Below are 22,206 nucleotides of genomic sequence, written 5' to 3'. Positions count from 1 at the left end.
TGACCAATTTAGCAATTTCCTTTGTCTGTGGAAAGCAGGGAAACCACGTGCCGGGCGTGGATAAATATCCCGGTATTGAATCGACTGTTGGCTGCCGCATGGCGGCCTTTTTCATTTCAGGCTCACGGGAATCATCCGCTACGTGCTTTGTTGATAAATCCAGCTCGTGAAGCCTGACCCTTTCATCTCACACAGCGCCATCCGAAAAATCGGAGGTGAGGCTATGACCAGAATGAGCACCATTTACAGCAGACTTTCATATGGAACAGGCACCACGCTGACCGGCTGCGGTGTATCAGCGAAGGCATATGCCGAAACAGCTAAAACAGCAAAAGAGGTGTCCTGGATGTTGGCCGACAGAATTGCAGGGTTAAGCCTGAGCGACTGGGCAATTATTGTCGGTATCGCATGTACTGTTATCACCTGTGCAGTGAACTGGTATTACAGGCAAAAGGAAAGGGAGGACCGGCTTAATGGCAATGTCACCAAAGCTGAAGAATAGCGTTATTGCAGCTATACCCGCTGGCGCTATTGCTATCGCTGCGGCGTTGATTACTGGCCCAACGGGTAATGATGGCCTTGAAGGTGTGCGCTATCAGCCTTATCAGGATGTGGTTGGCGTCTGGACCGTGTGTTACGGGCATACTGGTAAAGACATTATGCTCGGCAAGACCTACACCAAAGCAGAGTGCCAGGCGCTGCTGGATAAAGACCTGAATATTGTCGCCCGACAGATTAACCCATATATCAATGCTCCGATCCCCGAAACGATGAGAGGGGCGCTGTACTCATTTGCGTATAACGTAGGCGCGGGAAACTTCAAAACCTCCACACTGTTACGAAAAATCAACCAGGGTGATTCGAAAGGCGCATGCGAACAACTGCGGCGCTGGATCTATGCTGGTGACAAACAGTGGAAGGGTTTAATCACGAGGCGTGAGATTGAGCGTGAAGTTTGCCTGTGGGCAGAGAAACCTCAGGTTCTGGGGGATGGACTCGGGCCGCTTAACCCTGGCATTCCGGTATCAGTTCCGGGGGTATTCTGATGAAACCCAGAAAAATTACGATTGTTGCGGTTCTGCTGGTGGCTGTCGTAATCATTATTGCAGTGCTTAGCGTATTACTGGTTCGTAGCCGCTCAGCTCTTGAAACAGAACAGAGTGAGAATCGGGTATTACGTAATGATAACGCGCTGCAGGCGACGGTGATAACTACACAGGCTTTCAACTTCAATCGGTTTAACCAGATAGCAGAGAACGCCAACCGCCTTAACTCGCTGATCGATGCCGGTACTGAGAAAACTGTCATCGAATACCGGGAGATTCTCCGACGTGAAAAGACCTGTGATCTGCCTGTTCCTGCTGATGTCGCTGGTGGGCTGCTCAAATACGCGTACCGTTTACGTGCCAGCGCAATGCACCCCGATACCGGGAACACTAACGCAACCGATGATAGTACCGCTGCCGCCAGCTCAATGACGTATTGCCAGGCCGTCCTCTGGATTGAACCTTTGCTGGCAACGATAGAAAAGGGTAATGGCAATTTTTCCGGAATACGGGAAATAGAGAACGTAAGAGCCTCGCAATAGCGGGGTTCTTTAACAATAAGAGAGGGAGTAATGGAAAAAGAACAAAACGGCGCTGCAATCTTTCCTGTAGCAAAAGACTTTAAATTCTGTCTTGGGCAACTAGTGAACTTGCGCATTAGTGATGAGTTCGGCGAGGTACAGGCCCGCTCCCAGCATGTGACAGGTGAGAACCAGTACTTTATTTACTACCAGGCCGCCAATAAATGTGCGACTGAGCGCTGGTATTCCGAATCGCAACTGGTAGCGGTGGAAGATGACCGTTCGCCGGGTATGCCTGTCTTTGGTTGTGTTGAGTTGCCGGAAGGTGCGGCGGTTGAAGAGTAAGGCATTACAGTAGGCATTCACTGAATGTCTACGATAATGCCCTAGGTAAGGATTCACGAATGCCAACTCTTAAAGGCTTGTCTCAACAGCTGAAACAAATTCAGAAACAGATACCGTTCGCCACTGCTCAAGCGATGACAAAAGTTGTACGCCAGATTGAGGTGGCTCAGAAAACGGCATTCGAACGGCATCTGGAGAGCCCCACGCCGTTTACCGTTAAATCAGTTGGTTCGGTGGCGGCAAGAAAGAACAACCTGACCGCAAAGGTTTTTGTCCGTGATACTGCGGCTGGCTATCTGGAACCATTCGAGTTTGGTGGAGAGCACAAGCTCAATAGCCAGGCTCTTTTGAACCCCAAGAACGTCAAGCTGAACAAATACGGCAACATGCCGCGCAATAAGCTCTCACAGCTTAAAGCAAAGGAAAATGTATTCGTAGGTGAGGTGGATGGCGTTAACGCTGTCTGGCAGCGTAAGAAACCGATGAAAGCTAAGAAGCGACGGGCCAAGCGCTCCGCTAATGGGACGCGAAGACCGAAACGTAAACAGCGTTCTCCAAAGCTTTTGATCCGGTTTGGTGATGCGCTACCTGTGACTCCAGTGCTGGGGTATATGGATAGGGCCCGTACCATGGCGAACGCACTGCTACCGTCTGCTTTAAATCAGGCGATAGCAGAAGCCATCAGGACGGCAAAATAAAAGCAGTAACTTATAAGTTAATTTCGCAAGCTTTTATGAAGCTGTTTACTGCAGTTGTCGATCCAGAAACATTGGCTGACATGGAATGCTGGTTTCCGCCATCCTTTGTTTGCACACCAACTAACACTTTGGATTTCGCCCCCTGAAGCTGCTTAAGCACTGTTTTTAGTTGGTCCGCGTCATCCGATTGAATCTGGAGGCTCTGAACATTACGTCTTGAAAGGGTAGCATCGAGCTTCACTGCGGTATTCCCGTCGACCTTCATTATCAGGTCCATTGGTACCTCTGATAGTGATTCGGTGCTTTTATCCATTTCAACGTATGCCGCCGATAGCTTTTCTTTAGTGCAGTCAAACACAATGGCGCCATTGTCGGATGAAACCTCGCCAAGCATCATTGCTTTCTTACCACCAGAGAAAAGGTCATCTTCAGTATTAGTTACCCACTGGGCATGAGCAATTGGTGATGCCAGCACTGCGGCTACGAAAGTTATTTTGATTATATTGTTACCCATTACATTCTCCTTGTATTGAATAGGAATAATCATAGTCGGAGCGAATGGTCGAAGCCATTAAAAAAATGGGTCCTTCCTGAGACTTTTGTAAGGTACGGGCATTGCGCGCCGCGGTGTTTTCCTAGCTACAACTTTCAGATTTGTGTCCCATGTCCCACCTCTGGCGATCATTACGGACACCTCGCCAGCTCTGGCTATTCCAGTTTATTCCAGTGGGACATTCGCCTGGGACATTTTTGCCATGTCCCACCAGAATGTCCCACCCCAGAAAATGTCCCAGGTGATGTCCCATGACCACGATGAACCAGAGTCAGTACGCACAACATTCAGGTGTGGATCGCAAAACAATTGGCCGGTGGATTAAAGCCGGGCGCTTCATTGTGATGGACGGAGACCTGATTGACGTAGAGGCCAGCGATGCGGCATTGAAGAAAAACCGCGATGGCAAAGACCCGCGCGCCTCGAACGCGAAGAAAAAGAAAACTCCCGTCGTTAGCGATAACGATGATGACGGTGATGAAATCAATAAAACTGTCCGCCAGATAATGCTCACTGAAGGGGCAGATCTTTCGAGAGAGGAAGCGGGACGTATCCGCGAGAATTACATGGCCCTGCAGGCAAAGCTGCAGTATGAAAAAGACAGCGGCCAGCTTATTGAGCTGACAGCAGCCGAGGAGGTTTTATTCAACGCCTTTCGCCAACAGCGTGATGCCTGGCTTAACTGGCCGTCCAGGGTGGCGCCGCTAATGGCTGCTGATCTGGATGTACCGGCGGACAGGATGACAGAGGTGCTGATTGAACATGTCCACAAACACATCTCAGTCCTCGGAGAGCCAGAGTTTAACCCGGCAGAAGATTGAGCGTCTTGAATTAAGCGTCCGCAAAGGCTGGACACCCCCGCCGCGTATCAGTGTGCCGCAGTGGGCAGATGACTATCGTAAGCTGGCAAAAGAGGCTGGGAGCACTTCGGGAAACTGGGAAACATCGACGGTAGAAATTGCCCGCGGACCGATGCTTGCCGCGACGGAGTCCGGGGTTCATATCATCACTGTAATGTGCTGTACCCAGTTGATGAAGACAGCACTGCTGGAAAACCTTTTTGGCTATTTTGCCCACCTCGATCCTTGTCCGATACTGCTGCTGCAGCCGAAAGAAGAAGCCGCTGAACAGTTTTCGAAAGAGCGTATTAGCCCGCTGGTAAGGGTGACGCCGGTACTGCGTAAAATCATCGGTGATTCGAAACAGAAAAGCTCGAAAGAAACCATTCTTTACAAGGCATTCACTGGCGGATTTCTGGCGCTGGCGGGTGCTGGTAGCCCTGATAACCTTGCGCGTCGTCCGATTCGTGTCCTGCTGGCGGATGAAGTGGACAAGTACCCGATAACCCGCGAAGGCGATCCAATTGCGCTGGCCGAAGAGCGTACAGCGACATTTGGCCTGACCTGGCTGTCTGTACGCGCCTGTTCGCCGACGGTGGAGGATGAGAGCCGCATTGCTGACAGCTACGCCGACTCCGATCAGCGCCGGGCATCTGTGGTTTGCCCGCACTGTGGTCACCGCCAGTTCCCCGACTTTTTCAAACACGTTCAGTGGCCGAAAGAGGGAGATAAACACCTGACTAAATCGGCGATGCTCTATTGCGAATGCTGTGGTAGTGGCTGGTCCGAAGGACAGCGCCTCAGAGCTCTGCACACTATTCGATGGCATCAGACGCGCCCATTTGAGTGCTGCGGGGAGCGGCACTCACCGCTGATGGATTATGACCTTGCCTGGCGGGCGGCAGACGAGGGCAGCGTTGAAAAGGTCTGGCAATGGTCAGAGTCGGAACGGCATGCGGTCTATCGCGCAATCTGCCCCTCCTGTGAAAAGGAGGCAGTCGATAACCACCACGCGGGGTACCAGGCATCCAAGCTTTTCAGCCCCTGGCAAAAAGATAAGCCGTCGGATATTGCGAAAAAATATATCGATGCGAAGGGCGATCCGGATAAGGAACAGGCGTGGTGGAATACCCAGATGGGGCTTCCGCACCGACCTAATCATGGGAAACAGCTCCCTGTTGATGTTCTGCTGGCGCGCCGGGAAATATTTCCGGCCGTCGTTCCGGACGGGGTGGCATTGTTAACAGCTGGAGTTGATACCCAGGACGATCGCTTCGAAATTACGATCACCGGCTGGGGGAGAGATGAAGAATCGTGGTCGGTCGCGCATGACGTTATTTATGGTGACCTTGAGACGGAAGAACCCTGGAAGCGACTGGATGCATACCTGAAACAGATCTGGCGACGTGGTGACGGGCGCGGCCTGAATATCATGGCAACGTGCATGGACTCCGGCGGCCACCATACGCAGAAGGTATACGAATTCGCCAAAGAGCGTCTTGGCCGTCGTGTCTGGGCAATTAAGGGGGAGTCTGCACAGGGAGGCAAACGCAATCCTGTCTGGCCGACCAAACGACCATCATCGAAAAGCAAAGCCAGTTTCCGCCCTGTCATTCTGGGGGTTAACTCAGCGAAAGACGTGATACGCGGTCGCCTGCATCTTGAGCCACCCAAACCTGGCGCCGCCGCTGCGGGTTATATGCATTTTCCTGACGATCGCGATCTCGGGTACTTCAATCAGCTGCTGGCGGAGCGACTGGTTTACAAAGTCATTTCCGGGCAGCGGTACAGTATCTGGGAAGCAATACCAGGACGAGCTAACGAAGCGCTTGACTGCCTCGTTTACAGCTATGCCGCGCTGTGCGGTCTCAAACATATGGGGTTAAAACTCAACGTCCGGGCCGCCAACCTCGAAGCCGATCCGGATAAGTTCCTGCCAGCGCCAGTTGGACAGGAAGAAAAAATCAATTACGAGCTGCCGGGTGCGGTTATTGAAGAACCAGCGCCGGTCAAACGTAAGCGAATATCGCAACTCCTGCCGAAATAAGGAAAATCATGTTCAACCGGAACACCAGCCTGCTTGCCGGCGCAATGACTGACGATCAGCTCAGGGATGCGCTTGCGAAAGCTCAGCAGGCGTACATTGATTTAGCAACCGGGAGCCACGGTGTTTCGTTTTCCTATACGCAGGGAGACGGGACGCGATCAGTGTCCTATCAGCAAAGCACCCTGGCTGATCTGCTGGCCCTGATTCAACTTCTGCAGGCGCAACTGGGGATTATCTCTCGTCCCCGGAAACCAGCGAGGTTTAGATTCTGATGAATAAAGTACAGATACTGGGCTCTGATGGGCAGCCGTTGCGACAGCAGCGTCCCTCTATGCTGGTGGGGGGGAGCCGCGTACCTTATGACGCAGCTGACTCTTTCAGCGATCAACTGGCGAACTGGCAACCCGCGCTGTGGTCCCCGGACAATGAAATTAACATTTACCGGGATCGCATCGTGTCCCGCGCACGCGATCTGGTCCGTAATGACGGCTGGGCAAACGGTGCGGTCACACGTCTGCTGGATAATGCGGTTGGTGCCAACTTCCGCCCCATCATGAAACCCGATTACCGTGTTCTCAGAATGATCACCGGAAACAAGGCGTTTGATGCGTCCTGGGCGGAAGAGTACGGAAAAGCACTGGACGGGCACTGGCGGACCTGGAGTAACGATCCTGGCCGGTATTGTGATGTTGAACGAAAACTCACCGTGTCGCAGATGTTGCGCCTGGGATTTCGTCACAAGCTTATTGACGGGGATGCTCTGGCCATTCTCCAGTACAGAACTGACAGGCTTGGTCCCGGAAGAGGGCGTTACGCCACCACGGTACAGATTGTCGATCCTGACCGCCTCAGTAATCCTCAGCAGAATTTCGATATGCCAAATGTCCGTGGTGGCGTTGAAATTGATGCGGACGGTGCGCCGGTTGCTTACCACATCAGGGAGGCCCATATCGGTGACTGGTGGAGCGGGGCTAAAACCATGACGTGGCAGCGTATCCCGCGTGAAACTGACTGGGGCCGCCCGCATGTGGTTCACGATTTTGATCATGAGCGTGGCGCGCAGCACCGCGGTAACGGCATCCTGACTCCGGTTATTCAGCGTCTGAAAATGCTGGTGAAGTATGACCAGAGTGAGCTTGAGGCAGCAATTCTTAATGCCATATTCGCCGCTTACATTGAGTCACCCTATGACCCTGCGATGGTTCAGTCTGCCCTGGGCGAGACCTATGACGAGTCGGAGTTAGGCACTTATCAGGACGGGCGTGTTGAGTTCCATAACGATCGGCGTCTGACACTTCAGAATGGTGCCCGAATGCCCATTCTTTATCCTGGTGAGAAAATCACGACGGTTAACGCGGCGCGGCCCTACAGCAATTTTGAAGTCTTCGAATCTGCTGTTCTCCGTAATTTTTCTTCAGGAACAGGGTTGTCCCCACAGCAGGTCACCCAGGACTGGTCTGACGTTAACTACAGTTCTGCACGCTCCTCGTTGCTGGAGGCATGGAAAACACTGACTCGCCGCCGGGACGATTTTTCTACCGGCTTCGCTCAGCCCATTCTCACCGCCTTTGTTGAAGAAGTTCACGACAATGAGGATTTACCCCTGCCCGCAGGCGCACCTGATTTTGTTGACGCCAGAGCCGCGTATTCTCGCGCGCGCTGGATGGGGCCAGGGCGCGGCTGGGTGGATCCGGTTGCAGAGAAAAAAGGCGCCATTCTTGGTCTGGATGCCGGACTTTCCACCCTCGAGATTGAGGTGGGTGAAAACGTCGGTGAAGACTGGGAAGAAGTGCTTGATCAGCGCCAGAGAGAAATTGAGTCATGTCTTAAACGCGGATTACCGCTTCCGAGCTGGGCACAGGCTGACCAGTTTGCGAGCCAGACCATTACCGATCCGGAGGAAAAGTGAATCTACCCCATCTGGCCCAGCGATTATTTAACACCCCGCTGGCGCTGCACCCGAGTAAAGCCGAAGTCATCATGGCATCCGTAATGGACCGATTTGGTATCAGTAAAATCGAATCTTCTCTTGCCATGGAGGATGACTGGTACGGATATGACGATAACCGGGGACGTGAATCCCGTAGTGATCCGGGTTATGACAATGTGCTGGGTGTCGCCGTCATCCCGATATGCGGAACGCTGGTGCAAAAACTGGGCAGTCTGCGTCCGTACAGTGGAATGACAGGGTATGACGGCATTCGTCAGGCGTTTCTTACTGCGATGGAAGATCCCGACATTTCGGGCATTTGCCTGGATATCGACTCACCCGGCGGCGAGGTCGCTGGATGCTTCGATCTGGTTGATGTCATTTACGGCTCCCGGGGGAAAAAGCCTATCCATGCCATTCTGACGGAAAGCGCTTATTCCGCTGCGTATGCCATTGCCAGTGCAGCGGACCGGATTTCTGTTCCGCGCACCGGCGGAGTGGGTTCTGTGGGTGTGATCACCATGCACCTTGACTGGACGCAGCGGATTAAAGATGACGGTCTTAAAGTTACGATCATCACCTATGGATCCCGCAAGGCTGAAGGTTCGCCGCTGAGAGAGTTGTCAGATGAAGCGCTGGCCGCCATCCAGCAGGACATTAACACCATGGGCGAATTGTTTGTGAACACTGTTGCCAGAAACCGGGGGATTAGCGCAAAGGTTATAAAAAGTACCCAGGCCGCCTGTTTTATGGCTGCTGATGGCGTTGAAATTGGACTGGCTGATGAGGTGTGTCCTCCTGACGCTGCGTTCAAAAACTTACTTGAAAAAACAGGAGCCTGAAATGGCAAAGAAAAAGACGTTTAGTTTTGCTCACCTCATTGGTCTTGGCCCTTCCGCTTCTGAGGAAGAAGAGGATAAAAAAGCCAAAAAAGCGAAAGCCCGTCGCGCGGAAGAGGATGAGCGCGAAGATGATGCCGATGATGATGACCGCGACGACGACGCGGAAGAAGACGAACGCGACGATGATGCTGAAGATGACTGCGATGATCCGGATGCGTCAGAAGATGATGATTCTGAAGACGACGGCGACGACGATCGCAAAGAGAGTAAGGCGGTAAAAAATGCACGCGCTGCTGAGCGTAAACGCTGCGCCCGTATTTTCGGCAGTAAGCATGCAGCTGCGAATCCTTCACTGGCCGCGTCACTGGCTTTCAATACCGGGATGAGTTCTGCGGCAGCAATTAATGTCCTAGCCTCTTCGGCTCCGGCCGCAGCCGCATCTCAGCCATCCCGTAAACGCTCTCTCGATCAGCGTATGCAGGAAAGCCACCAGGTCCGGCTTAATCCGGATAGCGGACAGAAAGAGACCGGAAAGTCTGCGCTGGTAAGTAAAATGACCGGCCTCTACAACTCCACAAGAGGAGAGAAATAATGGATCAGTTTGGTCAGAATGCGTTTGCGCCTGGCATGAAGAGCGCGCTGTTTGTTCCGGATCAGCTTGTCGCTGGCACGCTCCAGCTGGTGACTGACACCGGGATCATTACGGGCGGTGCCTTTAAGCGTGGTACTGTCCTGGGCCTGGTGGCTGCCAGCGGGAAATACACGCAATGTGTGAAAACGGCTGAAGATGGCAGTCAGTTACCCGTTGCTATTCTGGTTGATGATGTTGATGCATCGTCTTTCGATCAGAACGGCGGCCTGTATCTGATGGGGGAATTCAACCAGCACCGAATTATTTTTGATAACTCCTGGACGACCGCTGACCTGAAAAAAGCGCTCCGACCGCTGGCTATCTTCCTGAAAGACAGTGACCAGGCACCTGTAACCACCTCCTGATTTCCCCCACGGCTCTCCTGACGAATGCTTTAACCGGCAGGGGCTGGCTCGTTTAAATTTTTTGCCAGCTGCGGCTGGCACTATCAAGAGACTGAATATGGAAAATATTTTTGATACCAGCGTGCTGGTGCAGGTTGTTCCTAACCTGAAAACCAGTCAGAACTGGCTGCTCGATCGCTTCTTCCCGAATGTCGTAACTTACGAGACTGAAGAAGTGGCGATTGATGTTGATGTCGGCCTGCGTCGTATGGCGCCGTTCGTCTCCCCGCTGGTGGAAGGTAAGCTGGTCGAATCCCGTAAATACCAGACCAATACCTTCAAACCGGCATACATCAAAGATAAGCGCGCGCCGGACCTGCGCAAACCTATCCGCCGCCAGATTGGTGAGCGTATTGGCGGGGAATATACCGCTGCCGAGCGCGAAATGCTGAACCTTCAGTTTGAAATGACTGACCAGATTGACATGATCAACCGTCGTCTGGAATGGATGGCGGCGAGTGCGCTGGTGTCTGGGACCGTAACCGTCGCCGGGGAGGGCTATGAAACTCAGGTGGTGGATTTCGGGCGTGCTTCGGATCTGACCATCACTCTTAGCGGCTCGGATAAATGGCCACTGACCGTTGCAGCTGGCGCTACCAATACCCAGCCATCAGATGACATTGAAATCTGGCAGACTACTTTCCTGAAAGAGTCCGGCTCTGTCGCCACGGATCTGGTCTTTACGAATAAGTCATGGCGTGCATTCCGACTGGATACCACCATCAAGGATAACGCCATTACATTCCCGGCGCTGAGCCCGTTTGGTAACCAGATTAACGCCGGCCCACAGGTAATGAAGGGCGCAATTTATAAAGGGCGCTGGGGTAACTTTGACCTCTGGTTATATAACGACTGGTTTATTGACCCGCTGGATAACGTCGAGAAGCCTATGATCCCCGATGGCGCTGTCATTATGAGTGGTGCCGATCTGATGGGTACCCGCGCCTTTGGCGTTATCCTGGACCCGGCTTTCAACTACGGTCCGCTGGCTTATGCGCCAAAATCCTGGGTGAAAGAAGATCCAGCCCAGCGTCTTATCCTGATGCAATCCTCCCCGCTGGTTATTCCGAGCCGGGTAAATGCATCCCTCTGCGCAACGGTGGTCTGATATGGCAAAACAACCTAATACCGGGCTGGCTGATGATCTGAATGCAGAAGGATCTGCCAAAGACGGCCTGAGCGTTGACGACCTGAATGCTGGCGATAACACCCAGGAAAAACAGCCTTTGAGCAAAACAGATGATGCCGAATTGTCTGTTGATGACGATGGTGGTGACGAAAAATCCGGAGACACTGAATCGCAGGAGTATGTGGTGTTGAAAGGGAATTGCATTCGTCATGACGGGGAGATGTACCGCGAAAATATGCGCATCCCTGTAACCGGCAAAGATGCTGAGCGTCTTCTGCAGTCCGGCGTTATTGCTGATGTTGATGTGCTTCGTAAGCGAGTTCTTGCTTCTCAGCCATCAGTTTCAGTTACGACAGGGTAATGACATGGGCGTGGACTGGGATTCTCATCTTCTGAGTCCGCTGCATGATGTCTTTGGCGATGAGCACGAGTACCGTCCACGTAACGGTACTCCTTTTACAATTAACGGGATTTTTGACCGTGGTTATGCGCAGGTTGCTGAAAACCTTGATGGCGATTCAGAAATTAACACCTCCAGCCCGATGTTGGGTGTGCGCGATGCTGAATTTCGCAAGCTGGGTAAATCGCAACCTGCTGTATCTGACCGGGTATTTATAAAGACGGTCGGTGGTCACATCATCAATCAGTTATTTGTTGTGTCAAACGTCGAACCCGACAGTCATGGCGGATCTCGTCTTGTCCTCAATGTGGTAAAACCGCGATGAATTCAGCAGCGATTCGGCAAATGGTTGTCACTGCACTAACCGGGACAACCAGCGCGGGCGACCGCGTATTCTCTCCACGCGACTGGTCAACTTCACCAGATATGTATCCTGTGTTGTTGGTTCAGACGCCTTTTGAACAGAAAAAATCACAGGGGCGTAATACCCCTGCTTTTACCACCCTCACCACTGTCAGGATCACTGGGCGCGTTCAGGAGTATGACGGCGATACAGTGGATGATGGAGCCATGCGGGCAGAGCTGGCGCTTGAAAGCCTTCGCGAGCAGGTGGAGCGCGCGGTGATCAACAGCTACGAACTGACGCGGAATATTCAGAAATACGCGGAAGTTCGTTCAACCATCAATGTTGATTCAGAAGGAGAGGCCCATATGGGGCAGCTTCTTTTCGAGATCGACATAGAGCATTACCAGGGGCCGGAAGATTTTTATCCTGTCCAGTCGGTTCCCCTTGAGGGCATGGATATTGCGGTCGACATGCCAGACGGCACAGTTAAACCGGGTATCAGCCTCAATCTTCAGGAGTAATCCATGTTTGTTAAGCCGAACAACGGGCTCAGCGTTCGCTGCCCCGTCAAGGGCATCCCATTGCCTAAAGAGGGTGCTGAAGTACCTGACAATATTTTCTGGCGTCGCCGTCTGAGCGATGGGGACGTGATCCTCTCTAAAAAGGATGAGGGCGCGCCAGAGAAACAATCATTACCTAAAAAAGCGGGAGAAAATGAATGACCGTACCTTTCGCTCGTGTTCCCGATAACCTGCGGGTAGGGCTTTTCTTCGTTGAGTTTGATAACTCAATGGCGAATAACGCCACTGCCACGCAGCGCACCCTGCTTATCGGTGGGATGCTCAGTACCGGCTCAACCCTCCCTGGTATTCCGCAGCGAGTTTCCTCTTCGGATACCGTCGGTGAGCTGACAGGAAAAGGGGGAATTCTGCAGGCCATGATGGCGGCGTATCAGAAAAATGATACCGCAGCCGAAGTCTGGATCCTGCCGCTGGAGGAAGACTCCGATTCCATGGTGGCTGCAACCGGCACCATTAAAGTGAGCAGCGCACCGACGGCAACCGGAGTGATCTCCCTTTATATTGCTGGTGAGCGCATTCAGTTGACCGTTGTAGCAACAGATACGGTGGCAGCGATCGCCACCTCTCTGGCCGCGGCGATTAACGCAAAAACCACGCTACCTGTAACCGCCAGTGCGACTACGGATACCGTAACCCTGACCGCGAAGAATCTTGGTGCTACGGGTAATGGGATCGACATTCGCCTGAACTTCCTCGGCTTACCTGGAGGCGAGTCCACACCTGCAGGCCTGGAACTGACGATTACTGCTATGTCTAACGGAGTCGGGGCTCCGGATATTACCGGCGCGCTGGCAAACCTGCAGGATCGGACATTCGATTTCATCATCAACCCTTACGACGATACAACCTCGTTGAATGTGATGAAGGAGTTCCTGTCAGACACTGGCGGTCGCTGGGCATGGGACAAGCAGCTTTATGGCCATTCCTTTGGTACCACCACCGGGACTTACGCCCAGCTCGGTACCAAAGGTGAGCTGCGCAATAACCAGCATGAGACCCTGCTGGGCGTAAATAAATCGCCGTCCCCTTCCTGGGCATGGTCTGCAGCTTACACCGGCGCAGCTGCGGTGAGTCTGCGTAATGACCCCGGCCGCCCGCTACAGTCGCTCGCTGTTCAGGGGGTGCTTGCGCCAGAACTGCAGGATCGCTTTGAGCTGACCGAGCGTAACAATCTGCTGTACAGCGGCATTTCGACATTTACGGTCGATGACGATGGCACGGTGCGCATTGAAAACCTGATCACCACCTACCAGAAAAACAGCTATGGCGATGCAGATGACAGTTATCTGGAAGTGGAGACGCTGTTCAGCCTGATGTTTGTGACCCGCTACCTGCGCACAGCGGTGACCAGCAAGTTTGGCCGTATGAAGCTTGCTGCGGATGGAACCCGATTTGCACCTGGCGCGGCGATCGTCACGCCAAACATTATCAAGGCCGATCAGATTGCCGAGTACCAGACTCTGGTATGGAACGGTTATGCGCAGGATGCGGAGGCATTCGCAAAAAATATCATCGTCGAGCAGAACGCCAAAAATCCGAACCGCGTCGATGTGCTGTGGCCGGGAACCCTCATGAACCAGTTGCGCATTTTCGCGCTGCTCAATCAGTTCCGCACTCGGGCTGAATCAACAGGAGCTTAAACGATGGCAGGTGATACTACTAACCGCCTGGCGGGAACCGCCTATGTCACTGTTAACGGTGTGACGGTAATGGTGGAGGGCTCGTTTAAATACCAGGCTGCCACCGTAAACCGTACCACCCTGACAGGGATGGATGGTGTGCACGGATATAAGGAAAAACCTGTGGCGCCATACATTTCTGCCCGACTGCGTGACAGTGGCGGAACGAATGTGCAGGGCTTTAACCAGCAGACGAACGTCAACGTGATCGCCGAGCTGGCTAACGGGAAAACTATCATTGGCCGTTCACTCTGGACGGTCAACGTCCAGGAAGTGGAAAGCGAAGATGCAGTATTTGATGTTCGCTGGGAAGGCCGCGACGTAACGGAGAACTAAGATGGCTGAGATTGAACGCGTTAAAACCATTCCATTAACCGTAGCGCTGGATGATGCTGCGGAGAAGACCACTTATACGCAGCTGGAGCTGAAAGCACCCACGCTAAGCCAGGCTGAGCAGTTTTATGAGAAACAGGCTGCGTCAACGTCGCTCGCGGCGATGCGCCTGCTTATTGCGCTGGTTTCCGGTACGCGTGAAAGCGTACTGCAGCCGATGGATTTTCTCGACTTCCGTAAGTGTGAGGAGTATCTGCTCAGTTTTTTGACCTGGAAGCCCTGACAACCTGGCAGGAAATGGCCGCTGACGTCACCTTCTATTTCCGCTGGTCTGAGGACAGGGCGTGGGGAATGACCCGCGCCCGGCTGAAATGGTGGGTGGCGCAGGCATCCCGGATAAACAAGCTTAGGAAACCTGAAGACGATGAGTAATTCTTTTGATTTTGAGCTGGTGGCCAGCGACCAGGTTAGCGAGGCTATAGACCGCATTAATGAGGCTGTCCGTGACCTGGAGCCGAAGCTAGATAAAACTAAAGAAGGGCTCAAGTTAGGCGGTCAGGAAACAGCCGACGGACTGAGCGGTTTTATTTCTCGCCTCGAGAATATGTCGAAGAGCGCGCGGGACAACGTGCAGCTTATCGGGGATATGGTTCCTCCATTGAAAATGGTGGGGGAACTTTCCGGTAAACTTGGTGCGCTTGGGGTTGTTGGTGCTGCCGGTTATGGACTCAAACAGGTTGCCTACGGTTTTCGCGAAGCGTCCAGGGAAGCGTATAACCTGGACGTTTCATCAAAGAATGCCGGTATGCGTGTAGACGATTTTTCCCGTCTTGCTGGAGCGATGCGCATCCTTGGCGCTGATAGTGAAAGTGCCAATGCTTCTATCGATGGTATGGCGAAAACGCTGAAAGAAGCCGCCAGTGGCGCGAATGGGCAGGTACTTGGTGCGCTCGCACAGATCGGTGTTCAGATACAGAAAAATAATGATGGTTCTGTTGATACGCTAAAAACATTACAGGAGATTGCTCGTGTCTTCCCTTCGTTGCGGCCTGAGCAACAAAAGTCCGTAGCGGATGCTCTTGGGCTGACGCCAGAAATGTTGGCGTTAATGCGTGAAGGTGAGCGCATGAAAACGCTGCTGGCTAAATCTGATGAGTTTGGTCTGACTGTGGATCCGGCACTAAATCAGCAATTGAGTGAAGTGAACGGCACTATGAATGAGCTCAGCGCATCCTGGGATGGTCTGTGGCAACGTTCAAAAAACAAGGCACTTAAGACCATTCTTTCGGATGGTTCAGTCAAAGACGGCCTTGAAGGTGTTACCGATCTGTTCACTAATGGTGATTTTACTGGGCTGTCTCATGCTTTCGGTTTTATCAACAGCAATGATGCTGAGAAACTACGGCGCATTCAGAACGATAAGGAACTTTATAACAGCTTACCCCGCAGTGAACGTGGGCAGGTTGACGCGGGTTTCATGACTGATGCTGTAAGAAAGCGGTACGATGCGAATTACCGCGCGACCGATTCTGCGATTCAATTGCAGAATGACTTATCCGCTATCAGCCAGCCACAATCCAACGCTGCACGCGGCAATGTTCCTTACGGGGAAACAAGGAATAACGCAATTGGCTTCAGAAATAATAATCCCGGTAATTTGAGGGTTGCAGCAAACGCAACGGGTAAAAATGGCGGATTTTCTACCTTTGCGAATGATGCCGACGGAAGAGCTGCAATGGCGAGGCAGCTGATGTTGTATGGTGACAGGGGGAATAATACTCTGGATGGGATTATTCATACCTATGCTCCGCAATCAGAGAATAATACTCGTGCATATATTGACTCCGTCTCAAAAGCCACTGGATATGGAGCCAAAGAGCAAGTAAATCTGCACGATCCGGAAACATTAAAAACGATAATGGCAGCCATGATTAAACATGAGAATGGCGCACAACCTTATACTGAGGAACAACTGCTAAACGCCATCCAGACCGCCATTACTGATGATCGGTGGTCAGGGAAGAGAAATCCGGATGTGCTGGCCCAGCAGCGGTATGACATTATCTCTGGATCACGCGGCGTGGATCAAGAACCCACGATACTCAGAACACAACAAGGGAAAAGTGATGAAGTTGCCCTTAGTGAAAATCTGGCGCGGTCGTTTAAGGAGGCCATGTCCGATCAGTCTCTCAAGCTTGAAATCACGATGGTCAATGATAAGGGGGAGCGTAAAACCTATAATGCGGAAAATAATGGCAGAATAACAACGGCCATGAATTACTGATCACTGTCGTCATTTCGTTAAGGAAGAAGTTATGAATGAAAAAGTTTTTGGAGCAAAAGCCATTTAGACTCCAAAGGTTTTTGCGCTTGTTTACCTGGTAATTGGCATTTTCCTCGTTTTTTCTGTTGTCTCAATGAATTTCACGGCGATTACGATATCGGTGGTAAGTGCATTGCTTTTACGTGTGCTTTATGAGTTCCTAATGAACTCATTCAAGGCGACTGAGCATCTTTACAGGATCGCCGAATCTCTTGACCGTAATGGATCCAGCGATAAATAGATAAGTCATTTCAGTGCATATGTAAACCGCCGACATGGCGGTTTTTTTATTTCCGGAGGCGTGATGCCGTCAATTATCCAGGACGCAATAACTTCTCTTTTGGGGGGAGATACCAGCGATGACTGGCAGGGGCAGTTACGGCCCAGCTCATTCAGAGGTGTGCCATTTGCAATTGTTGCTGAGGAAGGGAGCCACGGCCGACGCCAGGCGGTACATGAATATCCCTACCGTGATACAGCCTGGATAGAGGATATCGGGCGGGCAACACGGCGATTTGTTATTCGCGGTTTCTTGATCCAGAACAGCCAGGTTTACGGCGGCGGCGATGCTATCACGCAGCGTCAGTCACTGATTGAAGCCTGTGAACAAAAAGGTAGCGGTACGCTTGTCCATCCGACACTGGGCGAATTAACGGTTTCCATCCCTGAGAATGGTTTGCGTATTTCCGGTTCGATGGAGAACGGGCGAGTATTTGAATTTACCCTGATGGCAATTGAATCAGGGCTTAAAGTGTTTGCTGTCACGGGCAGTACCGTTGCAGGCGCCACGGTGAAAACCAACTATCTGAAACTGGTCAGCACTGCTGTGCTGAGCACGATTGCCAGGGTTAAGAGTGAAATCCGCGGTGTCACACAGGCTATAAACACCATCAGAGGCACGGTCACGTTCTGGACTAACATGGTTGACAGCACCATCAGTCAGGTCACGAATCTCAGCAATGTCCTGAACTCCACGTTCGGGAATACCCGGTACGGACGTTACAGTAAAGGCTCTGTGGGCGGTAGTTCCTCTGCTGTTGCTGGCAAATCGTCAGTTGCTGATGTGGATGATGAGAGAGCACTGGCTGACAAGGTAACAGCCCAGTCGGTAATGGACCGGAAAAATGTTACCGACAGGTCGAGCCAGCTTAGCAGATCCAACACACCTGATGAGTTTGTCCAGGGCGTCGCCGACGTGGTAAACGCAATTCTTAACAGCGCCGGCAGCGTTAATGACCGAATCACAGCGCTGGAAAAACTGGCTAATTCAATCAGCACGGAGTACCAGCGGTCCGACAGCAGCAAAGCGATTTCGGCGACCATGAACACGCTGATTGTTGTGCTATGTACTGGTGCCATGACCAGTGCCGCTGCGGACTCCAGACCAGCCAGTACAGACGAGGCAGAAGAGTTAACTCAACGAGTTTCTGTGCAACTTGATACGGCGCTGGTTCTGGCTGGAGACCGCGCGGACGATGATATGTATAACGCGCTTCTCGCCGTCAGATCGGCATTCCTTTCTACGATGAGTGAGCGTGCTTCTGGTCTGAGCGAGCTTCTGCAGGTTACTACCGCTCAGCCGCTTCCGGCGCTGACGCTGGCAAACCGATTATACCAGGATGCCACCCGTGCAGATGAACTGGTACAGGAAGCGCGCGTACCGCATCCGGCGTTTATGCCGACAACCATGAAGGTACTGAGGCAATGAATGCAGACAGCGATCTGGATGTTGTTTCTTTGACGGTCGACGGCAAAATCATCGAGGGGTGGGATTCTGTCCGGGTAACGCGGGGTATTGAGCGTTTTCCCTCTGATTTCGATCTTGGGCTAATGGATTACTTCCCTGGCAACGAAGATCGTCAACTCGTTGAAGAGGGAATGTCTTGTGAAGTTCGTATCGGAGATGATCTGACACTGACGGGATATGTTGATGACTGGGAACCCGCACTATCGCGCTCCCGCCATGAGGTCCGCGCCACGGGCAGGAGCAAATGTCAGGACCTGGTGGATTGCTCAGCTGAGTGGCCTAACAACGTCATTAATGCCAGTAATGCACTTGAAATTGCTTCTCGCCTGGCATCCTACTACGGCATCACCGTAACCACGGATGTTGATGAACTTGTGAAGGTACCCCAGTTCACTCTGAACTGGGGTGAGTCTCCGCAAGAAGTCATCGATCGGGTGGCCAGATGGTCTGCTCTGCTTTACTATGATCAGCCCGATGGAAACCTGTTACTGACCCGGGTGGGAACACGTCGTGCGGCGAGTGGGATAGCCGAAGGGGTAAATGTCGAGCAGGCATACTACCGCAAATCGATGGCTGACAGGTTTTCAGATTATGTCGGTGTATCAATGAGCGTTTCTCCAATTGCAGGGTATTCGCCTGATACGGCCTATGACGCTGTGACTCTGGCAACGGCGAGAGATCCGGAGGCCGCCCGTATGCGGTACCGAAAACATATATCGATTGTGGAAAGTACCCTGATGGCTACTCAACAGGCACAAAGTGCGATCGACTGGGAAATGAACCGGCGGTACGGACGTTCAAAACAGCTCTCGGTAACCATCGATTCCTGGCGGGATAAAGACGGGAAACTGTGGGAACCAAACACATTGATCCCCGTTGATCTTCCCACCTTACGGTTGCCGGAGACTGAATTGCTACTGGCAGAAGTCACCTATATGCGCGATGACTACGGCACCCATGCACGCATGACGCTGATGCCGCCTGAAGCATTCGCCGTTCAGCCATATGCCTTCTACCAGAACCTGGCGGGATTCAATACATGAAGCAACTATTTAAACATGCAGCGACTAGGATCGCCGGCATGCTGGGGATTGGCCGGATCACGGCTATGAAAGATGGTGGGGTGGTGCAGTCAATCCAGTACCAGACTCCGCTGGAGGTGGCCAGCGCACCGCGGATGGCTGAATTTGGTTTTTCATCCGGCCTGCCGTCAGGGACTGACGTGGTTCTGGCTTTTATTGGCGGTGATCGTTCCAGCGCGGTGGTAATTGCGTCCAACCATCAGGGGTTCCGTCATACAGGCCTGAAAGCGGGCGAAACGGTCATGTATAACCAGTGGGGTCTTAATATTCTCCTGACGGAGAAGGGGATCTTCCTAGATGCAAAGGGCCAGAATGTTGAGGTCAATAACGCCACTAACGTGACCATCAATGCCAGCCAGGGGATTCTTGCAAATACCCCGATCCTGAGGTGCACGGGTGACATTGTTGATAACTGTGAAACCAATACCCGAACACTGAAAGAGCTGCGGGATGCACATAATGACCATGATCATGTGGTTAAAAATGCCCAGAGTGGCAATGACAATATCCGCAGCCAAAAAACAGAGGATCAGGTGACATGAGTGACATCGCTTCATTCTGGAATGTGGATGAGATGTTTGCTGACTGGCAGAAAGGGCTGGGCGAACTCACCACGGGGAACGATTTACAGACTGCAATACTGGACAGCCTGTTTACTGACAGGCTGGCGCGCGCTGACGATGATTATGAGGATAGCGATCGCCGCGGCTGGTGGGGGGATTCTGGGGAGGAATCCCAACTGGGATCCCGGCTGTGGCTGCTACGGCGGAAAAAACTGACCCCGGATGTAGCAAAAAAAGCGGAGGAATACTCGAGTGAAGCGCTCAACTGGTTAAAGGTTGATGGCGTTGTCAGCGAGGTTATTCCTGTTGCCAGGATCGTCCTGCCTGACCGGCTCAATCTCATTATCCGCTATCAGGCACCGGGGAAGGACTGGCAGGAATTCAGGTTTTACTGGATATGGGAGCAACGTTAATATGCCGTTTAAACGACCGACGCTGAGCGAACTCCGCGACGGAAACCGGAAATTTATGCAGGCGGAGCTTGAGGATGTTGGTGCGCTCCTGCGCTTCGCGAACCTGAAGGTACTGGCTGACATGGATGCGGGGATGGGGCATCTGCATTACGCCTACCTTGACTATATTGCCCTGCAGACAAACCCGTTTACCTCTACCGATGAGTATCTCGCCGGGTGGATGGCCCTTAAGCAGGTATTCAGAAAACCAGCTGCAGCGGCGAAGTCGCCTGCGGTACAGGCTAGTGGCAGTGTTGACAGTATTATCCCTGTTGGCTCGATCATTAACCGCGGGGACGGATACCAGTACCGGACGGATGCAGATCTTAAAATTCAGGCAGATGGATTTGGTATCGTCGCGGTGACGGCCATCCTGCCGGATATTACCAGTGATGTAACGGGTGGAGGCGCGCGCGGTAACGCTGATGCCGGGACCATAATGACCCTGGACGCGAATATTGCTGGCGTGGATCCACAGGTAACGTTACTGTCTGCTGCGACCGGCGGAGCCGATATTGAAACGGAAGAGGACTTTCGCAGTCGTGGCTTGCTGGCATGGCAGAATCCGCCTCAGGGTGGAAGCGACGCCGATTATAAAAAATGGGCGCTTGAGGTTTCGGGCGTCACCCGCGCGTGGGTAAAGCGGCGTCTGAACGGGGCCGGGACCGTTGGCGTGTATATCATGTGTGATCGGAATGACAATGGTGGGTTTCCGGTCGGTACCGATGGAATATCCCAACTTGAGGACTGGGGGGCTGTTAAAGCCACCGGAGACCAGCTCGCTGTCGCCGACCACATCTATCCGCAGCAGACAGACACTGCCATTGTTTTCGTATGTTCCCCGATCAAGAAAGTCATCAATATTGAAATCTCTGGTATCAAAAATGCCGACAGCACCACAGTTCAGGGTATAAAAGACGCGCTGACGGCGCTGTTTTTTGATGAGGCTAACCCTGATGGTTCCGGGAAAGTTTACCTCTCTGATATTAACGGGAGTATCGGCGGTGTTAGTGGCACGACGGGCTATATCCTTAACTCTCCGATGGCCAATATCACCTTTGCTGTTGGCGAAATTCCGGTGCTTGGTGGGGTGAATTTTGTATGAGCCTCTTTTCAAAAAATGATTATGCCGGTGCGCTTGGCGCGTTGCTGCCGACGGGCAGGGCGTGGCCCAGATCGCAAAAAACGGTACAGGCTGCGGTATTACGGGCACTGGGCAGCGCGTTTCAGCGTTCTGACAACGATGCGCAAAGCCTGATTACTGGTGCTTTCCCCCCTACAGCGACGGTAATGTTGTCAGAATGGGAAAGCTCTCTGGGGTTACCAGATGATTGTGCGATTGGTGAATCCGGTGGCGTCAGCGATCGCCAGCGCGCCGTGGTGGCAAAGTTAATCAGCACCGGCGGCCTGAACCGCGATTATTACATCCGGGTGGCTGCAGCTCTTGGTTATACCATCACTATCACACAGTTCCGGCCCGCTATGAGTGGCATGTCAGTATGCGGTGATGCGCTTAACGGTGACGAGTGGCCATTTACCTGGCGGATAAATGCGCCACAAACAACGATCAAGTATTCGCTTGCTGGCGCGTCCTACTGCGGAGATCCGCTCGCATCGTGGGGCAATAAACAACTGGAGTGTTCAATCAACAAAATTGCCCCATCCCATCTGAACATCATTTTCAATTATTCATAACTGATATTTCCCCCTCTGAT

At 52.5% G+C, this 22,206-nt stretch carries 28 protein-coding genes; 27 read left to right on the top strand and 1 reads right to left on the bottom strand.

What is annotated here, in order from left to right; all coding sequences use genetic code 11:
- The first annotated feature begins 223 nt into the window (after window positions 1-223).
- The 5 genes from HV311_RS14315 to HV311_RS14295 are packed head-to-tail and all read left to right on the top strand — an operon-like array spanning window position 224 to window position 2,610.
- Window positions 224-502, top strand: coding sequence for a phage holin (locus HV311_RS14315; protein WP_016150496.1), 279 nt, complete (start codon window positions 224-226; stop codon window positions 500-502).
- Window positions 474-1,046, top strand: coding sequence for a lysozyme (locus tag HV311_RS14310; RefSeq protein WP_326928867.1), 573 nt, complete (start codon window positions 474-476; stop codon window positions 1,044-1,046). Before HV311_RS14315 ends, HV311_RS14310 begins: the two co-directional genes overlap by 29 nt.
- Entirely contained in the window at window positions 1,046-1,588 is a 543-nt protein-coding gene (locus tag HV311_RS14305; RefSeq protein ID WP_001548471.1) for a hypothetical protein, read from the top strand. The genes HV311_RS14310 and HV311_RS14305 overlap by 1 nt, the downstream gene beginning before the upstream one ends.
- 30 nt (window positions 1,589-1,618) lie before the next feature.
- Window positions 1,619-1,912 (top strand): hypothetical protein, encoded by a 294-nt coding sequence (locus HV311_RS14300; RefSeq protein ID WP_001548472.1) that lies wholly within the window; start codon window positions 1,619-1,621, stop codon window positions 1,910-1,912.
- Between the two features lie 59 nt (window positions 1,913-1,971).
- Entirely contained in the window at window positions 1,972-2,610 is a 639-nt protein-coding gene (locus HV311_RS14295) for a hypothetical protein (RefSeq protein WP_191220103.1), read from the top strand.
- A gap of 10 nt (window positions 2,611-2,620) precedes the next feature.
- Here the strand turns inward: HV311_RS14295 and HV311_RS14290 are convergent, their stop codons facing one another.
- Complete coding sequence (locus HV311_RS14290; protein ID WP_001472855.1) at window positions 2,621-3,124, bottom strand: hypothetical protein; 504 nt, start codon at window positions 3,122-3,124, stop codon at window positions 2,621-2,623.
- 290 nt (window positions 3,125-3,414) lie between these two features.
- Between HV311_RS14290 and HV311_RS14285 the strand changes: the two genes are divergently transcribed.
- The 22 genes from HV311_RS14285 to HV311_RS14180 all read left to right on the top strand — a co-directional run bounded on the left by HV311_RS14285 (window position 3,415) and on the right by HV311_RS14180 (window position 22,186).
- Entirely contained in the window at window positions 3,415-3,984 is a 570-nt protein-coding gene (locus tag HV311_RS14285) for a hypothetical protein (RefSeq protein ID WP_000210383.1), read from the top strand.
- Window positions 3,926-6,049, top strand: coding sequence for a phage terminase large subunit family protein (locus HV311_RS14280; RefSeq protein ID WP_191220102.1), 2,124 nt, complete (start codon window positions 3,926-3,928; stop codon window positions 6,047-6,049). The genes HV311_RS14285 and HV311_RS14280 overlap by 59 nt, the downstream gene beginning before the upstream one ends.
- 8 nt (window positions 6,050-6,057) lie before the next feature.
- Window positions 6,058-6,321 carry a gpW family head-tail joining protein gene (gpW, locus tag HV311_RS14275; RefSeq protein WP_000483309.1) on the top strand — a complete coding sequence of 88 codons (264 nt, stop codon included), beginning with the start codon at window positions 6,058-6,060 and terminating at the stop codon, window positions 6,319-6,321.
- Complete coding sequence (locus HV311_RS14270; RefSeq protein WP_001045359.1) at window positions 6,321-7,958, top strand: phage portal protein; 1,638 nt, start codon at window positions 6,321-6,323, stop codon at window positions 7,956-7,958. The genes gpW and HV311_RS14270 overlap by 1 nt, the downstream gene beginning before the upstream one ends.
- Window positions 7,955-8,821, top strand: coding sequence for a S49 family peptidase (locus tag HV311_RS14265; RefSeq protein WP_001052909.1), 867 nt, complete (start codon window positions 7,955-7,957; stop codon window positions 8,819-8,821). The genes HV311_RS14270 and HV311_RS14265 overlap by 4 nt, the downstream gene beginning before the upstream one ends.
- A gap of 1 nt (window position 8,822) precedes the next feature.
- A complete protein-coding gene (locus HV311_RS14260) occupies window positions 8,823-9,413 on the top strand; it encodes a hypothetical protein (protein WP_191220101.1) in 591 nt (196 codons plus the stop codon).
- The gene (locus HV311_RS14255; protein WP_000371937.1) at window positions 9,413-9,817 is read left to right on the top strand and encodes a head decoration protein; all 405 of its coding nucleotides are present in this window, start codon (window positions 9,413-9,415) and stop codon (window positions 9,815-9,817) included. The genes HV311_RS14260 and HV311_RS14255 overlap by 1 nt, the downstream gene beginning before the upstream one ends.
- A 97-nt stretch (window positions 9,818-9,914) precedes the next feature.
- Window positions 9,915-10,964, top strand: coding sequence for a major capsid protein (locus HV311_RS14250; RefSeq protein ID WP_000427679.1), 1,050 nt, complete (start codon window positions 9,915-9,917; stop codon window positions 10,962-10,964).
- Between the two features lies 1 nt (window position 10,965).
- The gene (locus tag HV311_RS14245; protein WP_001118869.1) at window positions 10,966-11,346 is read left to right on the top strand and encodes a hypothetical protein; all 381 of its coding nucleotides are present in this window, start codon (window positions 10,966-10,968) and stop codon (window positions 11,344-11,346) included.
- Between the two features lie 4 nt (window positions 11,347-11,350).
- Window positions 11,351-11,710: a head-tail joining protein gene (locus HV311_RS14240; RefSeq protein ID WP_000537794.1), complete on the top strand. Its 360-nt coding sequence runs from the start codon at window positions 11,351-11,353 to the stop codon at window positions 11,708-11,710.
- Entirely contained in the window at window positions 11,707-12,252 is a 546-nt protein-coding gene (locus tag HV311_RS14235) for a hypothetical protein (protein WP_001083242.1), read from the top strand. The genes HV311_RS14240 and HV311_RS14235 overlap by 4 nt, the downstream gene beginning before the upstream one ends.
- Window positions 12,253-12,255: 3 nt before the next feature.
- A complete protein-coding gene (locus HV311_RS14230) occupies window positions 12,256-12,453 on the top strand; it encodes a DUF2635 domain-containing protein (protein WP_000497745.1) in 198 nt (65 codons plus the stop codon).
- Window positions 12,450-13,952 carry a phage tail sheath subtilisin-like domain-containing protein gene (locus tag HV311_RS14225; RefSeq protein WP_001568795.1) on the top strand — a complete coding sequence of 501 codons (1,503 nt, stop codon included), beginning with the start codon at window positions 12,450-12,452 and terminating at the stop codon, window positions 13,950-13,952. The genes HV311_RS14230 and HV311_RS14225 overlap by 4 nt, the downstream gene beginning before the upstream one ends.
- Before the next feature lie 3 nt (window positions 13,953-13,955).
- Window positions 13,956-14,327: a phage tail tube protein gene (locus tag HV311_RS14220; protein WP_000896638.1), complete on the top strand. Its 372-nt coding sequence runs from the start codon at window positions 13,956-13,958 to the stop codon at window positions 14,325-14,327.
- Window position 14,328: 1 nt separating this feature from the next.
- A complete protein-coding gene (locus HV311_RS14215) occupies window positions 14,329-14,607 on the top strand; it encodes a phage tail assembly protein (RefSeq protein ID WP_000807719.1) in 279 nt (92 codons plus the stop codon).
- 141 nt (window positions 14,608-14,748) lie between these two features.
- Window positions 14,749-16,608, top strand: a complete 1,860-nt coding sequence (locus HV311_RS14210; RefSeq protein WP_191220100.1) for a hypothetical protein — start codon at window positions 14,749-14,751, stop codon at window positions 16,606-16,608.
- A gap of 343 nt (window positions 16,609-16,951) precedes the next feature.
- Window positions 16,952-18,355, top strand: coding sequence for a DNA circularization protein (locus tag HV311_RS14205; protein WP_191220099.1), 1,404 nt, complete (start codon window positions 16,952-16,954; stop codon window positions 18,353-18,355).
- A complete protein-coding gene (locus HV311_RS14200; RefSeq protein ID WP_001515585.1) occupies window positions 18,352-19,437 on the top strand; it encodes a phage baseplate assembly protein in 1,086 nt (361 codons plus the stop codon). The genes HV311_RS14205 and HV311_RS14200 overlap by 4 nt, the downstream gene beginning before the upstream one ends.
- On the top strand, window positions 19,434-20,018 hold the full coding sequence (locus HV311_RS14195) for a phage baseplate assembly protein domain-containing protein (RefSeq protein ID WP_023568807.1): 585 nt from the start codon (window positions 19,434-19,436) through the stop codon (window positions 20,016-20,018). The genes HV311_RS14200 and HV311_RS14195 overlap by 4 nt, the downstream gene beginning before the upstream one ends.
- On the top strand, window positions 20,015-20,452 hold the full coding sequence (locus HV311_RS14190; protein ID WP_001279799.1) for a phage GP46 family protein: 438 nt from the start codon (window positions 20,015-20,017) through the stop codon (window positions 20,450-20,452). The genes HV311_RS14195 and HV311_RS14190 overlap by 4 nt, the downstream gene beginning before the upstream one ends.
- Before the next feature lies 1 nt (window position 20,453).
- Window positions 20,454-21,596, top strand: coding sequence for a baseplate J/gp47 family protein (locus tag HV311_RS14185; RefSeq protein ID WP_016237005.1), 1,143 nt, complete (start codon window positions 20,454-20,456; stop codon window positions 21,594-21,596).
- Entirely contained in the window at window positions 21,593-22,186 is a 594-nt protein-coding gene (locus HV311_RS14180; protein ID WP_001515583.1) for a YmfQ family protein, read from the top strand. Before HV311_RS14185 ends, HV311_RS14180 begins: the two co-directional genes overlap by 4 nt.
- Window positions 22,187-22,206 lie beyond the last annotated feature (20 nt).

Source organism: Citrobacter sp. RHBSTW-00881, from assembly GCF_013728515.1.
In the GTDB taxonomy this organism is placed as follows: domain Bacteria; phylum Pseudomonadota; class Gammaproteobacteria; order Enterobacterales; family Enterobacteriaceae; genus Citrobacter; species Citrobacter braakii.
This window is presented reverse-complemented; position numbering and strand designations above follow the sequence as displayed.

What these genes read in the sequence shown, in the direction of transcription:
- HV311_RS14225 (WP_001568795.1), top strand. Translation starts at nt 12,450, where the DNA reads ATGACCGTACCTTTCGCTCGTGTTCCCGATAACCTGCGGGTAGGGCTT.
- HV311_RS14310 (WP_326928867.1), top strand. Translation starts at nt 474, where the DNA reads ATGGCAATGTCACCAAAGCTGAAGAATAGCGTTATTGCAGCTATACCC.
- HV311_RS14220 (WP_000896638.1), top strand. Translation starts at nt 13,956, where the DNA reads ATGGCAGGTGATACTACTAACCGCCTGGCGGGAACCGCCTATGTCACT.
- HV311_RS14190 (WP_001279799.1), top strand. Translation starts at nt 20,015, where the DNA reads ATGAGTGACATCGCTTCATTCTGGAATGTGGATGAGATGTTTGCTGAC.
- HV311_RS14195 (WP_023568807.1), top strand. Translation starts at nt 19,434, where the DNA reads ATGAAGCAACTATTTAAACATGCAGCGACTAGGATCGCCGGCATGCTG.
- HV311_RS14185 (WP_016237005.1), top strand. Translation starts at nt 20,454, where the DNA reads ATGCCGTTTAAACGACCGACGCTGAGCGAACTCCGCGACGGAAACCGG.
- HV311_RS14285 (WP_000210383.1), top strand. Translation starts at nt 3,415, where the DNA reads ATGACCACGATGAACCAGAGTCAGTACGCACAACATTCAGGTGTGGAT.
- HV311_RS14240 (WP_000537794.1), top strand. Translation starts at nt 11,351, where the DNA reads ATGGGCGTGGACTGGGATTCTCATCTTCTGAGTCCGCTGCATGATGTC.
- HV311_RS14260 (WP_191220101.1), top strand. Translation starts at nt 8,823, where the DNA reads ATGGCAAAGAAAAAGACGTTTAGTTTTGCTCACCTCATTGGTCTTGGC.
- HV311_RS14305 (WP_001548471.1), top strand. Translation starts at nt 1,046, where the DNA reads ATGAAACCCAGAAAAATTACGATTGTTGCGGTTCTGCTGGTGGCTGTC.
- gpW (WP_000483309.1), top strand. Translation starts at nt 6,058, where the DNA reads ATGTTCAACCGGAACACCAGCCTGCTTGCCGGCGCAATGACTGACGAT.
- HV311_RS14315 (WP_016150496.1), top strand. Translation starts at nt 224, where the DNA reads ATGACCAGAATGAGCACCATTTACAGCAGACTTTCATATGGAACAGGC.
- HV311_RS14290 (WP_001472855.1), bottom strand. Translation starts at nt 3,124, where the DNA reads ATGGGTAACAATATAATCAAAATAACTTTCGTAGCCGCAGTGCTGGCA.
- HV311_RS14280 (WP_191220102.1), top strand. Translation starts at nt 3,926, where the DNA reads ATGTCCACAAACACATCTCAGTCCTCGGAGAGCCAGAGTTTAACCCGG.
- HV311_RS14250 (WP_000427679.1), top strand. Translation starts at nt 9,915, where the DNA reads ATGGAAAATATTTTTGATACCAGCGTGCTGGTGCAGGTTGTTCCTAAC.
- HV311_RS14200 (WP_001515585.1), top strand. Translation starts at nt 18,352, where the DNA reads ATGAATGCAGACAGCGATCTGGATGTTGTTTCTTTGACGGTCGACGGC.
- HV311_RS14230 (WP_000497745.1), top strand. Translation starts at nt 12,256, where the DNA reads ATGTTTGTTAAGCCGAACAACGGGCTCAGCGTTCGCTGCCCCGTCAAG.
- HV311_RS14215 (WP_000807719.1), top strand. Translation starts at nt 14,329, where the DNA reads ATGGCTGAGATTGAACGCGTTAAAACCATTCCATTAACCGTAGCGCTG.
- HV311_RS14295 (WP_191220103.1), top strand. Translation starts at nt 1,972, where the DNA reads ATGCCAACTCTTAAAGGCTTGTCTCAACAGCTGAAACAAATTCAGAAA.
- HV311_RS14210 (WP_191220100.1), top strand. Translation starts at nt 14,749, where the DNA reads ATGAGTAATTCTTTTGATTTTGAGCTGGTGGCCAGCGACCAGGTTAGC.
- HV311_RS14270 (WP_001045359.1), top strand. Translation starts at nt 6,321, where the DNA reads ATGAATAAAGTACAGATACTGGGCTCTGATGGGCAGCCGTTGCGACAG.
- HV311_RS14180 (WP_001515583.1), top strand. Translation starts at nt 21,593, where the DNA reads ATGAGCCTCTTTTCAAAAAATGATTATGCCGGTGCGCTTGGCGCGTTG.
- HV311_RS14205 (WP_191220099.1), top strand. Translation starts at nt 16,952, where the DNA reads ATGCCGTCAATTATCCAGGACGCAATAACTTCTCTTTTGGGGGGAGAT.
- HV311_RS14245 (WP_001118869.1), top strand. Translation starts at nt 10,966, where the DNA reads ATGGCAAAACAACCTAATACCGGGCTGGCTGATGATCTGAATGCAGAA.
- HV311_RS14235 (WP_001083242.1), top strand. Translation starts at nt 11,707, where the DNA reads ATGAATTCAGCAGCGATTCGGCAAATGGTTGTCACTGCACTAACCGGG.
- HV311_RS14300 (WP_001548472.1), top strand. Translation starts at nt 1,619, where the DNA reads ATGGAAAAAGAACAAAACGGCGCTGCAATCTTTCCTGTAGCAAAAGAC.
- HV311_RS14255 (WP_000371937.1), top strand. Translation starts at nt 9,413, where the DNA reads ATGGATCAGTTTGGTCAGAATGCGTTTGCGCCTGGCATGAAGAGCGCG.